Annotated in this window: 14 protein-coding genes and 1 pseudogene; 7 read left to right on the top strand and 8 right to left on the bottom strand. The window is 70.3% G+C overall.

Annotated features, from left to right (window positions below; translation table 11 throughout):
* Nucleotides 1-205: 205 nt before the first annotated feature.
* On the bottom strand, nt 206-532 hold the full coding sequence (locus ACIQHQ_RS11670; RefSeq protein WP_402611759.1) for a GYD domain-containing protein: 327 nt from the start codon (nt 530-532) through the stop codon (nt 206-208).
* Nucleotides 533-1,098: 566 nt separating this feature from the next.
* Between ACIQHQ_RS11670 and dacB the strand changes: the two genes are divergently transcribed.
* Entirely contained in the window at nt 1,099-2,478 is a 1,380-nt protein-coding gene (dacB, locus tag ACIQHQ_RS11665; RefSeq protein ID WP_402611758.1) for a D-alanyl-D-alanine carboxypeptidase/D-alanyl-D-alanine-endopeptidase, read from the top strand.
* A 329-nt stretch (nt 2,479-2,807) separates the two neighbouring features.
* On the opposite strand, the pseudogene ACIQHQ_RS11660 reads toward dacB, so the two are convergent.
* Nucleotides 2,808-2,921, bottom strand: a pseudogene (locus ACIQHQ_RS11660) (IS5/IS1182 family transposase); the annotation flags it as partial.
* Between the two features lie 707 nt (nt 2,922-3,628).
* Here ACIQHQ_RS11660 and ACIQHQ_RS11655 point away from each other — a divergent pair.
* Together ACIQHQ_RS11655 and ACIQHQ_RS11650 are read left to right on the top strand one after the other, a co-directional pair.
* Nucleotides 3,629-4,840: an SGNH/GDSL hydrolase family protein gene (locus ACIQHQ_RS11655; protein ID WP_402611757.1), complete on the top strand. Its 1,212-nt coding sequence runs from the start codon at nt 3,629-3,631 to the stop codon at nt 4,838-4,840.
* Nucleotides 4,841-5,422: 582 nt separating this feature from the next.
* Nucleotides 5,423-5,953, top strand: a complete 531-nt coding sequence (locus ACIQHQ_RS11650) for a ribosomal protein L7/L12 (RefSeq protein ID WP_402611756.1) — start codon at nt 5,423-5,425, stop codon at nt 5,951-5,953.
* 80 nt (nt 5,954-6,033) lie between these two features.
* On the opposite strand, the gene ACIQHQ_RS11645 is transcribed toward ACIQHQ_RS11650, so the two are convergent.
* Nucleotides 6,034-6,795, bottom strand: coding sequence for a phosphoglyceromutase (locus ACIQHQ_RS11645; protein ID WP_402611755.1), 762 nt, complete (start codon nt 6,793-6,795; stop codon nt 6,034-6,036).
* A gap of 196 nt (nt 6,796-6,991) precedes the next feature.
* Between ACIQHQ_RS11645 and ACIQHQ_RS11640 the strand changes: the two genes are divergently transcribed.
* Together ACIQHQ_RS11640 and ACIQHQ_RS11635 are read left to right on the top strand one after the other, a co-directional pair.
* Nucleotides 6,992-8,263 (top strand): MDR family MFS transporter, encoded by a 1,272-nt coding sequence (locus ACIQHQ_RS11640; protein WP_402611754.1) that lies wholly within the window; start codon nt 6,992-6,994, stop codon nt 8,261-8,263.
* Nucleotides 8,264-8,351: 88 nt separating this feature from the next.
* Nucleotides 8,352-8,933 carry a GNAT family N-acetyltransferase gene (locus ACIQHQ_RS11635; protein WP_402611753.1) on the top strand — a complete coding sequence of 194 codons (582 nt, stop codon included), beginning with the start codon at nt 8,352-8,354 and terminating at the stop codon, nt 8,931-8,933.
* A 34-nt stretch (nt 8,934-8,967) separates the two neighbouring features.
* Here the strand turns inward: ACIQHQ_RS11635 and ACIQHQ_RS11630 are convergent, their stop codons facing one another.
* Nucleotides 8,968-9,303 carry a DUF6233 domain-containing protein gene (locus ACIQHQ_RS11630; RefSeq protein WP_402611752.1) on the bottom strand — a complete coding sequence of 112 codons (336 nt, stop codon included), beginning with the start codon at nt 9,301-9,303 and terminating at the stop codon, nt 8,968-8,970.
* Between the two features lie 191 nt (nt 9,304-9,494).
* On the opposite strand from ACIQHQ_RS11630, the gene ACIQHQ_RS11625 reads away from it, so the two are divergent.
* Nucleotides 9,495-9,914 carry a nuclear transport factor 2 family protein gene (locus ACIQHQ_RS11625; protein WP_402611751.1) on the top strand — a complete coding sequence of 140 codons (420 nt, stop codon included), beginning with the start codon at nt 9,495-9,497 and terminating at the stop codon, nt 9,912-9,914.
* 37 nt (nt 9,915-9,951) lie between these two features.
* Here the strand turns inward: ACIQHQ_RS11625 and ACIQHQ_RS11620 are convergent, their stop codons facing one another.
* Nucleotides 9,952-10,656, bottom strand: coding sequence for a hypothetical protein (locus ACIQHQ_RS11620; protein ID WP_402611750.1), 705 nt, complete (start codon nt 10,654-10,656; stop codon nt 9,952-9,954).
* Between the two features lie 117 nt (nt 10,657-10,773).
* Nucleotides 10,774-11,220: a DUF2000 family protein gene (locus tag ACIQHQ_RS11615; RefSeq protein WP_402611749.1), complete on the bottom strand. Its 447-nt coding sequence runs from the start codon at nt 11,218-11,220 to the stop codon at nt 10,774-10,776.
* Between the two features lie 49 nt (nt 11,221-11,269).
* Between ACIQHQ_RS11615 and ACIQHQ_RS11610 the strand changes: the two genes are divergently transcribed.
* A complete protein-coding gene (locus ACIQHQ_RS11610; protein WP_402611748.1) occupies nt 11,270-12,103 on the top strand; it encodes an AraC family transcriptional regulator in 834 nt (277 codons plus the stop codon).
* Here ACIQHQ_RS11610 and ACIQHQ_RS11605 read toward each other — a convergent pair.
* Nucleotides 12,100-12,609: a YbjN domain-containing protein gene (locus ACIQHQ_RS11605; protein ID WP_402611747.1), complete on the bottom strand. Its 510-nt coding sequence runs from the start codon at nt 12,607-12,609 to the stop codon at nt 12,100-12,102. The genes ACIQHQ_RS11610 and ACIQHQ_RS11605 overlap by 4 nt on opposite strands.
* A complete protein-coding gene (gene mshA, locus ACIQHQ_RS11600; protein ID WP_402611746.1) occupies nt 12,602-13,939 on the bottom strand; it encodes a D-inositol-3-phosphate glycosyltransferase in 1,338 nt (445 codons plus the stop codon). The genes ACIQHQ_RS11605 and mshA overlap by 8 nt, the downstream gene beginning before the upstream one ends.
* Nucleotides 13,940-14,195: the final 256 nt, after the last annotated feature.

Genomic DNA, 14,195 nt, shown 5'->3' with positions numbered 1-14,195 from the left:
CGGGGCGCGGCGACCCGCCCGGCTTCGGGCCGTCGGCGACCTGGCCGGCCTGGGCCGTCGGCCGGCCTGCCCGGCTTCGGGCCGTCGGCCGGCCTGCCCGGCCTCGAACCGTCGGTCGACCCGGCCCGGCTTGTCGAACGGTCCCGGACGGCCCAGGGACGGCCCGAAGCCGGGACTACTCGTCGCTTCCGGCCACCCTGGACCGCTACGCGCCGGGTGCCCGGTACTGGACTTGCCCGGCTTTTCGCAGGGCATCCATGGTTTCGTCGATGCTCAGGAGAACGGTCGTCTCAAACGAGCTGAGTGCGCCGCCGCCGCTGATCGCCAGGGCGACCGCGGCCATGGAGACGTTGTCGGGGGCCTCCCACAAGTTGTAGCCGTCGCGGGTGCCGAACGCGTACCAGAAGCCGTGCAGCTTGCCGCCGACGGACTCGATGTACGACTGAGCGGCCTTGGCACGGTCCTCGGGGTGGCTGATGAGCCTCGCCCAAGTCTCCGGCGTGTAGCTGAACCTCGATAGATAGAGCGGCATCATGTCTCCCTTTCGTCCCAGCAAGGGATGCCCCCGCGGGGTGAGACACGCCCCCGAGACCGCGCGCATCTCCCCCGAATGGCCGGGACGATGACGGGCATGGCCATGTCCACTGCCGTGAGCGGCACCGCCCGCATCGGATCTACGGCATCGAAGCCCTCAGCGCGCCGCAGGGACGGCCCCTCGCACCACGGCTATGCGCACATGCCGGGGGTGCCGAGCCGGGGCACCGGCCTGACGAAGGCGCGGCTGCGCACCTGCCGGAAGACGTGTGGCGACTGACCTTGACGACGTGTGGCGACTGACCTCGACGACGTGACCGTGGGACACGCCTGTCCCTTGAACGGCCGAGGAAGGGAGACAGTCGGCTACGCCCTTTTGAATCCGAGTCGACTGGCGTACGCGAACTTGTGACTTCTGTCTCTTACTGATGAGTCACCTTTCGCCGGTCGTGGGGTTCATGTGACCACTTGTGCGGCGCTGATCATTTTGCGCCTCGTGGCAACCACTCCCCCACCACGTCGACTTGACCCTCCGTCGACGTACATCACGGAAAGCTTCCCCCCATGAACGACAGAACGGAAGTCGTGCCCCCGACTGCCTTCACACCCGGCGGGCGCCACCGGCACCGCAAGCCGAAGCAGCTCGGCACGAACGCCCGCCGAGCCCTGGTCCTCGCCATGGCAGTGCCCGTCGCGTCGGCGGCGCTCGCCGGTCCCTCGGCCTTCGCGGCCAACGGGAAGACCACTGCGACGGCCCCCGACACGGCCCCGGACGCGAATGAAGGCCTCGACTCCGCCGACCAGGCGATCGCCGCGAACCTCAACACCCGCGTCAACGACGAGCGCTTGGGCGGCAACGTCAGCGGTGTGGTGCTGGACGCCGAGTCGGACGGCACTGTCTGGGACCACAACGGCGCCACCGCGCTGATGCCGGCGTCCAACACCAAGCTCGCCACTGCGACCGCCGCCCTGACCGTGCTCGGCCCGAACCACCAGTTCAAGACGAAGGTCGTCTACGGCGACGGCACCCTCACCCTCGTCGGTGGCGGCGACCGGACCCTGACCAGCGCCGACCTCGGCGAAATGGCCAAGGACGCGGTGGCCGGGCTGAAGGCCGCGGGCCTCACCACCGTGAAGGTCGCCGTGGACGACAGCCTTTTCCCCGAACCGACCCTGGCCCCCGGCTGGAACGACGGCTACTACCCCGACTCCGTCGCTCCGGTCCGCGCCCTCGTCGTCGACGGACACGCCGTCAACGACACCTCGATCGACGCCGGACAGGTCTTCGCCGGACAAGTCGCCGCCGCCGGCATCACCGTGGACGGCGAGGTCACACGCCGGACAGCGGACATCACCGACGTACCGGTGTCTCGCCACAAGTCCGCCCGGCTGTCGGACATCGTCCACCACATGATCAAGGTCAGCGACAGCAACATTGCCGAGACCTTGCTGCGGATGACCGCGCTGCGCGCCGGGCAGCCCGCCACGTTCGAGGGCGGCACGGCGGTCGTACGCGACGTGCTGAGCCGGCGGTACGGAGTGTCGCTGGAGAACTTCGAGATGTACGACGGGAGCGGCCTGTCGCGTGCCAACCGCATCCCGGCCCGGACCCTGGCGGAGATCCTCGACCTGCTGACGGAGAAGCGCTACGAGCACCGGTTGAGCTCGATCCGCGACGGCCTCCCGGTCGCGGGCGAGGCCGGCAGCACGCTCGGCCCGGAATGGGGCCGCTTCGACGACGCGAACTCGCAGTGTGCCGTCGGCAAGGTGCACGCGAAGACCGGCACCCTCACCGGCGCCATCGCACTGAGCGGCCTGACCCAGGGCAAGGACGGCCGGTGGAAGGTCTTCTCCTTCGTGGAGAACGGCTCCACGGCCCAGAACAGCGCCATCAGGGACGCGATGGACGGCCTCGCCGCGACCGTGAACGGCTGCTGGGCATAACGGCTGTCGGACCTGACGCGAATCTGCGCCCCGGGTGCGGATGTCCCGGGGCGCACGTTCTGTGCGAAGGCTGTTCCCACCGTGCTGTTTCCGTCGCCTGCTGTCAGCGCGTCAGAAAGCAGGGGTCGGCTGTTGCCGCAGCCCGTGTCCACGCTGTGGACGTCCCACGCTGATGAGCGTGCCTGAGGACGCGGTGGCAGCCGGTACGGCACCGCGAGGCTGCGTCGGCTCATCGGTCCGCGGACCGACCGGGGGACGGCTGCTTTCGCGCGGCCGAGGAGCGGCTCCGCCCTGCCTCAGCTCCAAGGCACGAGGTGGTGGAGGGCCCGGCTTCTGCGTTCGGGGCGGCGGTGCGGTCGACGGCATCCGGCAAGCCGGGCGACGGTGCGTTCCGTGGTCCAACGGTGTCGGCCCAGGCGGATTGAGGACTCGATGCCCGAGCGCCGGTGCGCCGTGGCTCCGGAAGGCCCGAAGGACGCTGACGGCAGCTGCCGCCACGTGCAGCCTTCAAAACCCCTGCGACGCGCCGCGCGTCGCAGGGCTTCGCGCTTTCTCGCCTGGCGCGGTCGGGAACGGCACCTGGCCGAAGGGCAGGTGACGACATGCTCGAATACGATGCGGCGGCTTCGGCTTTCTCCGCGGCCAGGTCGTCCGACCGGCAAACTTCGATCCCGGCATCTTCATTCCGTAATCGACGGCATTCGACCCGTCGAACAATGAGGCCGAATGCTGTGCTAAACACCAGCCCAACCCGGCAGTTGGAGTCACTTTTCCTGCGGGTGGAGGGCTGCCGCGAGAAGTATTCGACACCTAGTCGATCACTTAACGAGTGGTTACCGGCGAGTCTGGTGACCAGTTCCGACCGGTCGAACATTCCTGATGGTTACACGTGTCGTAGCGATCATCACTTTGCCGGTCAGTCCTAGCCAAGTCGGTAATCCCCTTGCTAAATTGACGCCCATGCCTCCGATGTGAAGTCGGGCAGATCCCGCAGCTTACGGAGGGCATGAATCCCCCCGCGCCTTCACCCCAAGGCCTTCTTCTGGTGCCCGGAAAGCGTATCGGCTGAGTTCCGCCGCACCCGGCCTCGCTTCACGCCGCGCCTTCGGGCATGCACCCCCCCAATAACTGGAAAGCGCACACACAAGTGATGAGACCCCTTCAGAGTGTCGGCCCCCGGTTGGCCATCGCCGCCACGACGATCGTGCTGGGCACGCCCGGACTTGCCACCGCCGCCGAGGACGCCGCAGCCAAGGACGCCACGTACTACATCTCGCTCGGCGACTCCCTGGCCACCGGCTACCAGCCGGAAATCGACAAGGACACCGACCTCGCCTACACCGACCAGCTCTACGCGCAGCTCAAGCAGCGCACCCCCGGGCTGAAGCACATACGCCTGGGCTGCACCGGTGAGACCACCGAGTCCCTGATCAAGGGCGGAAAGTGCGACTACCCGCAGGCCAAGTCCCAACTGGACGCCGCCCTGCAGGCCATGGCCCAGCACCACGGCAAGGTCGCTTACGTGACTCTCAGCGTGGGCGCAAACGACATCATCCAGGGATGCGTCAGCCCGGCCGGCACGCTCGACGGGGCCTGCCTGAACAGCACCAGCCAGAGCATGGCGAAGAACATCGCCCAGATCGCGGGCACGCTCCGCAAGGCGGGCACGAAGAACACCCAATTCGTGGGCTCGACGTACTACAACCCGTTCCTGGCGACCTGGCTGCTCGGCGCCTCCGGTCAGCAGGCCGCCAAGGAGTCGGCACCCCTGGTCGAGGCCGCCAACACGGGCATCACCCAGGTGTACAAGCCCACCGGCTTCAAGGTGGCGGACCTGGCCGGGGCCTTCTCCTCGGACGACTTCACCACCCAGGTCAACGTGCCCGGCGCGGGTGAGGTGCCGGCCAACGTGGCCAAGATCTGCCAGCTGACCTGGGCGTGCACGAAGAAGGATCCCCACCCCAACGCCGACGGCCACAAGCTGATCGCCGGCGCCTTCGCGGCGCAGCTCGCCGACACCGACGTGCCCGATGCGAGTCCGTCCCCGACCCCCACCCCTGATGACTCGGCCACGCCCGAGCCCAGCGCCAGCACGGGCAGCGGCAGCGGCAGCGGCAGCGGCAGCGGCAGCGGCAGCGGCAGCGGCAGCGGCAGCGGCAGCGGCAGCGGCAGCGGCAGCGGCAACGGCAACGGCAACGGCAACGGCACGGGGGCGAACGAGCCGTCCACGAACGGAGACCTCGCCGAAACCGGCGCGTCGAGCAACACCCCCGTCCTCGCGGGTGCCGGTCTCGCCGTCGTGGCGGCCGGCGGCGCCGCGGTCTACTTCGCGCGCAGGCGCCGTACGACCAACGCGAGCTGACGGTCCGTCAATAGACCCCGCATGGCAGCAGGCCGCCCGCGATGTCGCGGGCGGCCTGCTGCCCGGCTACGGACGACCGGGCATGGGAGGTGCCGCATGTCCGTGACCCGGATTGACATCGATGACAATGCCCTGGGACGCGTCGTGGCCCTGGCCAAGGTCAGGACCAAGAAAGAGGCGGGTCAATCTCGCCCCGCATTTCAATGCCGAGCAGCAGGAGCGCGAGGCGCGTCAACCGTCACTCCGAGCGGGCACGAAGATCATCACTCTCGCGGCCGCAGCGATCATCAGTGCCACCACGCTCTTCGGAACCGCGTACGCCCGACCGATGCCTGCCCAGCCAAACCCATGGGACCATCAGGTCAAGTGCGAAACCAAAGACCCCGATGACCGGAAGATCGTCGCCCGCTACGGGAACTCCGAGTTCGACTGGAGGCACTTCACCGGGCGGCACAACATCAAGAAGTGTTCCACTCTCTACGCTGCTCTCCCGCGTCGGACTTCGCAACCTCCAGCTTCCCCTCCCAGTCGACCCGATCCCGGGCAACTCCCTGTTGGGTCCACCGTGTCACGCCACCGGCGATGAGTGCCGCGCCTGCTGTGAATAACGGCGCGGTGGTGGCTTTGGAGTCAAGCCGCATAGCCGTATGTTGCACGACCATCACCGCGCAGGGGCGCCAAAAGGCCCCAACCCGCCACTCTCCCCATCTGCCATCCCGTCCGGTCTCATGCCGAGCAGCCGCCAGCGCACCCGAAAAGCCGTGGCTGCCGTCTTCGAGGGCGCATACGCTCCCGTTCGCTGAGGCAGGGGGCGAGATGTCCGACGAGGAGTCCACCGAGTACTACATGCTGCTCTGCGACGACCCGTCCCACGAGGTGGTGCTCGTCGACTGTGGGCCCCGCGAGATGGATGTGATCCTTGCAGTGCGCAAGGTGACCGGGCAGAGCTTGTGGCACAGCCGGGTCCTGGCGCGCCAAGCGCCCGTCACCCTCCTTGGGGGTCTGTCTGCGTACAGGGCCCAGTCCGCTGTCGCTTTGCTCCAAAGCGCCGGAGCCGGAGCGGAGTGGAGACAGGAGCCGGAGCCCGGAGAGCGCACGGCCCCATCGCCCTGACGGCCCGGAGACGGCCCAGAGGCAGCGAAAAGCCCCCTCCCAGCGGAGAACCCGCAGGTAGGGGGCTTATTCGTGGGCGACTACTTCTTCTTGCCCTGGTTCTTGACCGCCTCGATGGCCGCCGCGGCAGCCTCCGGGTCGAGGTATGTGCCGCCCGGGTTCAGCGGCGTGAACTCGGCGTCGAGTTCGTAGGAGAGCGGGATGCCCGTGGGGATGTTGAGGCCGGCGATGTCCGCGTCGGAGATGCCGTCCAGGTGCTTGACCAGGGCGCGGAGCGAGTTACCGTGCGCCGCGACCAGGACCGTGCGGCCGGTCAGCAGGTCGGGGACGATCGCGTCGAACCAGTACGGGAGCATGCGGACGACGACGTCCTTCAGGCACTCCGTACGCGGGCGCAGCTCCGGCGGGAGGGTCGCGTAGCGCGGGTCGGAGAACTGGGAGTACTCGGCGTCGACGTCCAGCGGCGGGGGCGGGGTGTCGTAGGACCGGCGCCACAGCATGAACTGCTCCTCGCCGAACTCGGCGAGGGTCTGGGCCTTGTCCTTGCCCTGCAGGGCGCCGTAGTGGCGCTCGTTCAGGCGCCAGGAGCGGTGGACCGGGATCCACTGGCGGTCCGCGGCCTCCAGGGCCAGCTGGGCCGTGCGGATCGCGCGCTTCTGGAGGGAGGTGTGGACCACGTCGGGGAGGAGATCGGCGTCCTTCAGGAGCTCGCCACCGCGGACTGCCTCCTTCTCGCCCTTCTCGTTGAGATTGACGTCCACCCAGCCGGTGAACAGGTTCTTCGCGTTCCACTCGCTCTCGCCGTGGCGGAGGAGGATCAGCTTGTACGGTGCGTCGGCCATGCCTCAGAGCGTAATCCACGCTTTCGCCCGTTCGCGTAGCTGCCCGGCAGGCGGACGTTTGACTGGATCTGTTAATCGAGTGGCCCGCGGCAACGGACGGCTTGTAATTTGCGCATGCTGACAGCGCTGCTTACACGCGCTGCTCGTGAGCGCTGCTCACGAGCGACGCCGTCACTTGTTGCCTCCGGGGGGACCCATGCCGTACGCCCTGCGTGCCCGACGTGCCGTCCGGGAGACGGTCTCCGGTCTCCCGCGCGAGTTCTGGTGGCTGTGGACCAGCACGCTGGTCAACCGGCTCGGCGCGTTCGTCGCCACCTTCATGGCGCTGTATCTGACGGTCGACCGCGGCTACTCCGCCACGTACGCCGGTCTGGTCGCCTCCCTGCACGGGCTGGGCGGGGTGATCTCCTCGCTGGGCGGCGGGGTGATGACCGACCGGCTGGGCCGGCGACCGACCCTGCTGATCGCGCAGTCCTCGACCGCCGTGTCCGTCGCGCTGCTGGGCTTCGTACGCGACCCGGTCGCGATCGCCGGGGTCGCCTTCCTCGTCGGCATGGCGAGCAACGCCTCGCGGCCCGCCGTGCAGGCCATGATGGCCGACATCGTGCGGCCCGAGGACCGTATCCGCGCCTTCTCCCTCAACTACTGGGCCATCAACCTCGGCTTCGCCGTGTCAGCGATGGCCGCCGGGTTCATCGCCGAGGTCAGCTACCGCGCCGGGTTCCTGATCGAGGCGGGGATGACGATGCTCTGCGCGATCCTCGTCTTCCTGCGGCTGCCGGAGTCCAAACCGGTCGAGACACCGGTGACGGCGGGCGTCCGGAACGACTCCGTGAGCCTGCGCACCGTACTGCGCGACGGGCGGTTCATGAGCGTCGTCGGGCTGTCCTTCCTCGTCGCGCTGATCTTCCAGCAGGGGTCGGTGGGGCTGCCGGTGGCGATGGGAGAGGCCGGTTTCACTCCGGCCGAGTACGGCATGGCGATCGCCGTGAACGGCGTGCTGATCGTCGTCCTGCAGATCCCGGTCACCCGCTTCATCGAACACCGGGATCCCCGCCGGCTGCTGGTCGTCTCGTCCGTCCTCGCGGGGTACGGCTTCGCGCTCACCGCGTTCGCGGGGTCGGTGGGGGTCATCGCGCTGACGGTGTGCGTGTGGACGCTGGCCGAGATCGTCAACGCGCCGACGCAGACGGGTCTCGTCGTACGGCTGTCGCCGGTGCTCGGGCGCGGGCGCTACCAGGGCATGTACACGATGTCGTGGTCCGTGGCCGCCCTCGTCGCCCCGCTGCTGTCCGGGTTCGTCATCGACCGGTTCGGGGCGGAGTGGCTGTGGGGGCTGTGCGCGGTGGTGGGGACGGCGGCCGGGGCGGGGTATGCCGTGCTGATGCGGCAGGTGCCGGGGGAGGAGAAGGCGGTCGAGCCGTCGGTGGGGGCGCCGCGGCCGCAGCCGGAGGTCGGTGCGGGGTGAGCCGGAGGGATCTGCCGTGGTGGCAGCGGTGGTCCCGGCGGCGGGGAACGGCTGGGGAGAGCAACCAGGCCCGGAAGGGCGGGACGTCATGGTGACAGGGCACCCGGAGCGCCGTACCGAACGTCTGTGGCTGCGTCAGTGGAGGGAGTCCGACCTGGACGCGCTCGCGGAGATGGACGCGGACCCGGACGTCATGCGCTACGTCGGTGACGGCTCGGTCGGTACGCGTGAGCGGACCGCGGCGGCAATGTCCCGGGTGCGCGCCGCCTGGGACGAGCGCGGCTACGGCCTGTTCGCCGCCGAGGAGACCGCGACCGGCGAGCTGATCGGCTGGGTGGGTCTGGCCGTTCCGGCCTTCCTCCCCGAGATCATGCCGGCGGTGGAGATCGGATGGCGGCTGCGACCCCGCTCCTGGGGCCGGGGTTATGCCACGGAAGCGGCACGCGAGGTCCTGGCGTTCGCCTTCGACGAGGCGGGGTCGGGGGCAGGGGCAGGGGCAGGGGCGGGTCTGGAACGCGTCGTCAGTGTCTGCCACGTCGACCATCACGCCTCGATCCGCGTCATGACCAAGCTCGGAATGACGTTGGACCGCATCACTCACGTCCCTGCCCACGGGCAGCCCGTCCGGGTCATGTCGCTCACGCGGGAGGCACACCGCTCCTCGTCGTGATGGTCTTCGTGCGCCGGGCGACGTCGTGACCTCTCTAGCCGTCCACGAAGCCCAGCTCCGTGTCCGGCCGGCACTGCGGGCAGGCCTTGATTCCGTCGGCGAGGGCACGCCGGGCGCGGTCACGGTCGACGCCCTTGCTGCGCCGGCCCGCGTTCCAGCAGCCCCCGACGTGGACGTACACGGGTTCCTGCCCGGACAGGCCGCGCTCGATCAGCCAGTCCGGCGCGGGAGGGCGGGCCAGGAGGCCGCGCCGGCGTTCCGCCTGGCGGCGTTCCTCGTCCGCGATCCACCGACGGGTGCGTGCCAGGTCGCGTTCCTGCACGCGCTCCAGGAAGCGGAGCAGCGCGAGCCGCGACTCTGGATCGTTCATACGTTCGATTCTAGGAGCAGGGCCGCCCCTGGCCCACCCCACCCCGCCCTCCGGTCCGGGTCATGGCTGCCCCGCACATGCCAGGTCCCCTCTCCGAGGCCGGCAGCGGGCGGAGGCCGGCAGCGGGCGGAGGCCGGAGGCTACCTCCGAGGTAATCGACGCTCCCCGGACGCCCCGGCAGGCTGGGTTCCATGACGCCTGACGACACCGCGGAAGCCACCCGCTCCACCGCCCGGACGTTCCTCGAACTCCGCCTCGCCGGTGACACCGACGGTCTCGCCGCACTCTTCGCCGACACGGTGGACTGGATGCTCGCCGAGAACCCCGTCGTCCCCTGGATCCGGCCTCGTTCCACCGCCGCCGAATGTGCGGCGCAGGCAGCCGAGTTGGCCCGGTACACCGTCCCCGAGGACACCCGCGCGTCCGTCGACGCCGTCCTCGTGGACGGGACGGACGCCGTGCTGATGGGGCATCTCTCCGGGACCGTCCGGGCGACCGGCAAGTCCTTCTCGGGGCCCTTCGCGCTGCGGCTCACCGTCGAGGACGGGCGGATCACCCGGCACCACCTGTACGAGAACAGCGCGTCGATCGCCGCGGCCTGTACGCCCTGACGTGCGGCGCGGGGCTCACCGGGGCCGGCGTTTCAGGTCACCCGCTGATGTCATCGGTCACGACCCGGACGTACTGCCGCCTCTCCTCGTCCCGCACGACCACACCCAGCCGCAGCAGTTCCCCGCGCAGTTCCCGGGCCTCGCCGGCGTGCTCGTCCTTGCGGGCCTGGGCGCGGGCCCGCAGCAGGGCGTCCGCGCCCGCGGGCAGGCCGGGGATGCCGGGCACCCAGCGGCGGAACTCGGCGTGGTGCGGGTCCTGTTCCTCCCAGGCGTAACCGTGTGCGGTGAGGGCGTTGGTGAGGCGCTGCCAGTTCAGGCCGCACTGTTCCCGCGCGCGTTCGAGGCCGTCCGGGCCGAGCAGGACCAGTTGCTTGCCGTCCCGGAAGAACGCGGAGATCTCCTCGCGGGTGAACTCCCGGGAGCTGTCCCTGATGGTCAGGGTCACGTGGGTGTCGCAGACGCGGACGGACAGCGACTCGTGCGCCGCCGAGAGGCCGAGCAGCAGGCCGCCGAGCACGCCCACCGCGATCGTGCCGAGGGTGAGGGCCGGTTCCGGGACCGAGGTCAGCAGTTCCGCCGGGCCTTCGAGCGGTGCCCACGGCAGGGCGAGCAGCAGGCGGGCGAGGAGCGGGAGCAGCGCGCCCGCCACGGCACCGCAGACGACGCAGAAGAGCACGATGGCCCAGACCGATTCGGCGAGTTCCGTCGCCTCGCCCGCCTGCGTCCGGGGGCTCTTCCGCATGGGAGCGTTCCTGGCTTCCTCCATGGAAGGAGTCTGAGCGGGAGGCGTCCGCCCTGTCGTCAGCCGTTGGTCTACGCGCCCGCGACTTTGGTCGTCCTCCCGCCCCGCGCCCGGTGCTCACGGGTGCATCCGCGCCCCCTTCACCACCTTGTCCACCGCGTTCTTCGGGCCGTGGACCGCGAGTCCGACGAGGTCCAGTTCCGCGGTCGGCACGGCCCGTACGGCGGCGCGGTTGTCGCGGTCGTTGCCCGTGGAGAAGAGGTCGGAGGTGAAGACCGCGCGGGGCAGGGCGCGGGAGAGGGCGCGGGCGTGGGCGGTGGTCAGGGTTTCCTTGGTGGCCTCGAAGACCATGACCGGCTGGCGGAACATGGGGAGGTAGGGCACGCCGTCCGCGTCCTCGTACGGTTCGCCGATCACCTCGGGAAGCTGCGTCCCCAGGCCGCTGACCAGGAACGATGTCACGTTGAGGCGCTGCCAGGGCGCCAGGTCCGCGCGCAGCAGCACGGCGATCTTCGTGTCGAATCGGATCGGCTCCGGCCGCGGGGGTTCGGTGATCGTGTCCATGGTCCGAGCGTGCCCGGCGGCCCGTGCCCGGGTCTTGTACGTTTTTTGCATGGCCTCCCCGTCCAGGGCGCCGAAGCCTTCGCGCACGAACGGGCCGGACCGGCAGCGGACCGTCTCCGCCTGGCGGCCCGCCGTCCAGGGTGTCGTCGAGGTCTTCCACGCGCGGTTCACCGAGTACGCCTATCCGATGCACGTCCACGACGCCTGGACGCTGCTGATCGTGGACACCGGCGCCGTGCGGTACGACCTCGACCGGCACGAGCACGGCACCCCGCACGACACCGTGTCGCTGCTGCCGCCGCACGTGCCGCACAACGGCTCCCCCGTCACCGCGGAGGGCTTTCGCAAGCGGGTGCTGTACCTCGACGGGACGCATCTCGGGAACGAGCTCATCGGGGCCGCCGTCGACCGGCCCGATGTGCGCGATCCGCTGCTGCGGCGGCGGGTGGGGCAGTTGCACGGCGCGCTGGGGCGGCCCGGTGAGGAACTGGAGGCCGAGAGCAGGCTGCTGTTCGTCGGGGAGCGGTTGCGCGGCCATCTGCGGGGCGACCCCGTCTCCCCCCGGCCGGCCGACCCCGTTCTCGCGCGGCGCCTGCGCGAGGTGCTGGACGAGCGGATCGTCGAGGGTGTCGCACTGCGGGAGGCCGCCGGGCTGCTCGGCGCCCATCCCGCCCATCTCGTACGGGCGTTCAGCACCGCGTACGGCATCGCCCCGCACCAGTACCTCACGTCCCTGCGGGTCGGGCGCGCCCGGCGGCTGCTCCTGGAGGGGCGCTCACCGGGCGAGGTGGCGGTGGCGGCCGGGTTCTACGACCAGTCGCACCTCACGCGGCACTTCCGCAGGCTGGTGGGTGTGCCGCCGGGGCGTTACCGGGCCGGTTAGCGCTCGGGGCGCTGCGTGAGGTGGGCGAACGCGTCCAGGTTGCGCGTGGACTCCCCCCGCGACACCCGCCACTGGTACTCCTTGCGGATCGCCGAGGCGAAGCCCAGTTCCAGAAGGGTGTTGAAGGCGCCGTCGGAGGCCTCCAGGACCTGGCCGAGCAGACGGTCGAGCTCGTCGGCGGTGACGGCGGACAGGGAGAGGCGGCCGGTGAGGTAGACGTCGCCGTGCTGGTCGACGGCGTAACTCACGCCGTAGAGCTTGAGGTTGCGTTCCAGGAGCCAGCGGTGGAAGCCCTGCTCGTTCTCGTCGGGGTGGCGGATGACGAAGGCGTTCAGCGACAGGGAGTGGCGGCCGACGATCAGGGAGACCGTGGTCTTGAGCTTGCGGGTGCCCGGAAGCTGCGCGACGTAGGTACCGGGCTGGGGGCTCTCCCAGTCCAGTTCGGCGTCCTTCAGCACTCCTTCGACGACCTGGGCCGCACGCTGTTCCTGATCGGTTTCACCCATGCAGCGAGCGTACGCGACGGCGGTGCGCCTGCATCGCGGCCGTGTAGACGTCGGCCGTGGCGGCGGCGGCCGTGTCCCAGCCGAAGGACTGGGCGTGCCGGGCGGCCTGCCCGCCCAGCCGGGGGGCCAGCTGCGGGTCGTCGGCGAAATCACCGAGCACGCGCGCGTAGTCGGCCGGATCGTGTCCGCGGACGAGGAAGCCGGTGTGCCCGTCGCGCACGGCGACCGGCAGACCGCCGACCGACGCCGCGAGCACCGGGGTGCCCGCCGCCTGCGCCTCTATGGCGACCAGTCCGAAGGACTCGCTGTAGGAGGGCATGACCAGCACGGAGGCGGCGCGGAACCAGTCCGCCAGCTGCTCCTGGCCGACCGGCGGGCGGAACCGTACGACGTCCGCGATGCCCAGGCGCGCGGCCAGCTTCTGCAGGCCCTCGGGCTTGGCGAGGCCGCTGCCGGAGGGTCCGCCGACGACGGGCACGAGGATGCGCGAACGCAGTTCGGGGCGCTCGTCGAGGAGGACGGCGACGGCCCGCAGCAGCACGTCCGGGGCCTTCAGGGGCTGTATGCGGCCCGCGAAGAGCGGGATCAGCGCGTCCTGGGGCAGACCGAGCCGGGCCCGGGCGGCGGCGCGGCCGTCGGCGGGCGAGAAGCGGCTGAGGTTCACACCGGGGTGGACCACGGCGACCTTGTCGGTCTCGGCCGCGTAGTGCCGGACCAGTTCGTCGGCCTCTTCGGTGGTGTTGGCGATGAGGCGGTCGGCGGCGGAGACGATCTGGGTCTCGCCGATGACGCGGGCCGCCGGTTCGGGGGTGTCGCCGTCGGCCAGGTTGGCGTTCTTGACCTTGGCCATGGTGTGCATGGCGTGCACCAGGGGGACGCCCCAGCGCTGGGCGGCGAGCCAGCCGACATGGCCGGAGAGCCAGTAGTGGGAGTGGACCAGGTCGTAGTGGCCGGGGCGGTGGTGGGCCCAGGCCTGCATCACGCCGTGGGTGAAGGCGCACAGCTGGGCGGGGAGGTCCTCCTTGTTGAGACCCTCGTAGGGGCCGGCGTCGATGTGCCGGACGAGGACGCCGGGAGCCAGCTCGACGGTCGCGGGGAGGGCGGCGGCGGTCGCACGCGTGAAGATCTCGACCTCGATGCCCTGCGCGGCGAGGCGCTGGGCGAGCTCCACGATGTAGACGTTCATGCCCCCGGCGTCGCCGGTGCCCGGCTGGTGGAGCGGGGAGGTGTGCACGGAGAGCATCGCGACGCGGCGTGGCCTGCGGTGCAGCCGCAGGCGCGCGGGGGACGACGCGGAGCGCCGGCCGAGCCTGCCGATGTACTGGCTCACGTGGCGTTCCTCCTCGCTCGGGGCATGCCTGTCGCAGAGCGCACGGCGCCCTCCGACGGGGTCCAACACCGGAGGGAGGCGCTCCATTTCCCGAATCGAGAGTTTTACCGAATCATTACCGCTGATCGCTCAACCGTTCGAGAGCGAGCCCGGTCGGGGGCACAGGCCGACCACCGCCGGATCGACGCCTTGACCGAGGAGCGGATCGACGCCATGCCCGAGGAGGTTCGGCGCCATGCCCGAGGAGGTTCGGCGC

It is taken from the genome of Streptomyces sp. NPDC092370 (assembly GCF_044755265.1).
Classification (GTDB): domain Bacteria; phylum Actinomycetota; class Actinomycetes; order Streptomycetales; family Streptomycetaceae; genus Streptomyces.
The sequence above is the reverse complement of the archived record's forward strand: the minus strand, read 5'-3'. Positions and strand labels throughout refer to the sequence as shown.

Excerpts from the sequence above, each read along its gene's own strand:
- ACIQHQ_RS11610 (WP_402611748.1), top strand. The coding sequence starts at position 11,270 with ATGGCCTCCCCGTCCAGGGCGCCGAAGCCTTCGCGCACGAACGGGCCG.
- ACIQHQ_RS11640 (WP_402611754.1), top strand. The coding sequence starts at position 6,992 with ATGCCGTACGCCCTGCGTGCCCGACGTGCCGTCCGGGAGACGGTCTCC.
- ACIQHQ_RS11655 (WP_402611757.1), top strand. The coding sequence starts at position 3,629 with ATGAGACCCCTTCAGAGTGTCGGCCCCCGGTTGGCCATCGCCGCCACG.
- ACIQHQ_RS11620 (WP_402611750.1), bottom strand. The coding sequence starts at position 10,656 with ATGCGGAAGAGCCCCCGGACGCAGGCGGGCGAGGCGACGGAACTCGCC.
- ACIQHQ_RS11645 (WP_402611755.1), bottom strand. The coding sequence starts at position 6,795 with ATGGCCGACGCACCGTACAAGCTGATCCTCCTCCGCCACGGCGAGAGC.
- ACIQHQ_RS11630 (WP_402611752.1), bottom strand. The coding sequence starts at position 9,303 with ATGAACGATCCAGAGTCGCGGCTCGCGCTGCTCCGCTTCCTGGAGCGC.
- ACIQHQ_RS11615 (WP_402611749.1), bottom strand. The coding sequence starts at position 11,220 with ATGGACACGATCACCGAACCCCCGCGGCCGGAGCCGATCCGATTCGAC.
- ACIQHQ_RS11650 (WP_402611756.1), top strand. The coding sequence starts at position 5,423 with ATGAGTGCCGCGCCTGCTGTGAATAACGGCGCGGTGGTGGCTTTGGAG.
- ACIQHQ_RS11625 (WP_402611751.1), top strand. The coding sequence starts at position 9,495 with ATGACGCCTGACGACACCGCGGAAGCCACCCGCTCCACCGCCCGGACG.
- ACIQHQ_RS11605 (WP_402611747.1), bottom strand. The coding sequence starts at position 12,609 with ATGGGTGAAACCGATCAGGAACAGCGTGCGGCCCAGGTCGTCGAAGGA.
- ACIQHQ_RS11670 (WP_402611759.1), bottom strand. The coding sequence starts at position 532 with ATGCCGCTCTATCTATCGAGGTTCAGCTACACGCCGGAGACTTGGGCG.
- dacB (WP_402611758.1), top strand. The coding sequence starts at position 1,099 with ATGAACGACAGAACGGAAGTCGTGCCCCCGACTGCCTTCACACCCGGC.
- ACIQHQ_RS11635 (WP_402611753.1), top strand. The coding sequence starts at position 8,352 with ATGGTGACAGGGCACCCGGAGCGCCGTACCGAACGTCTGTGGCTGCGT.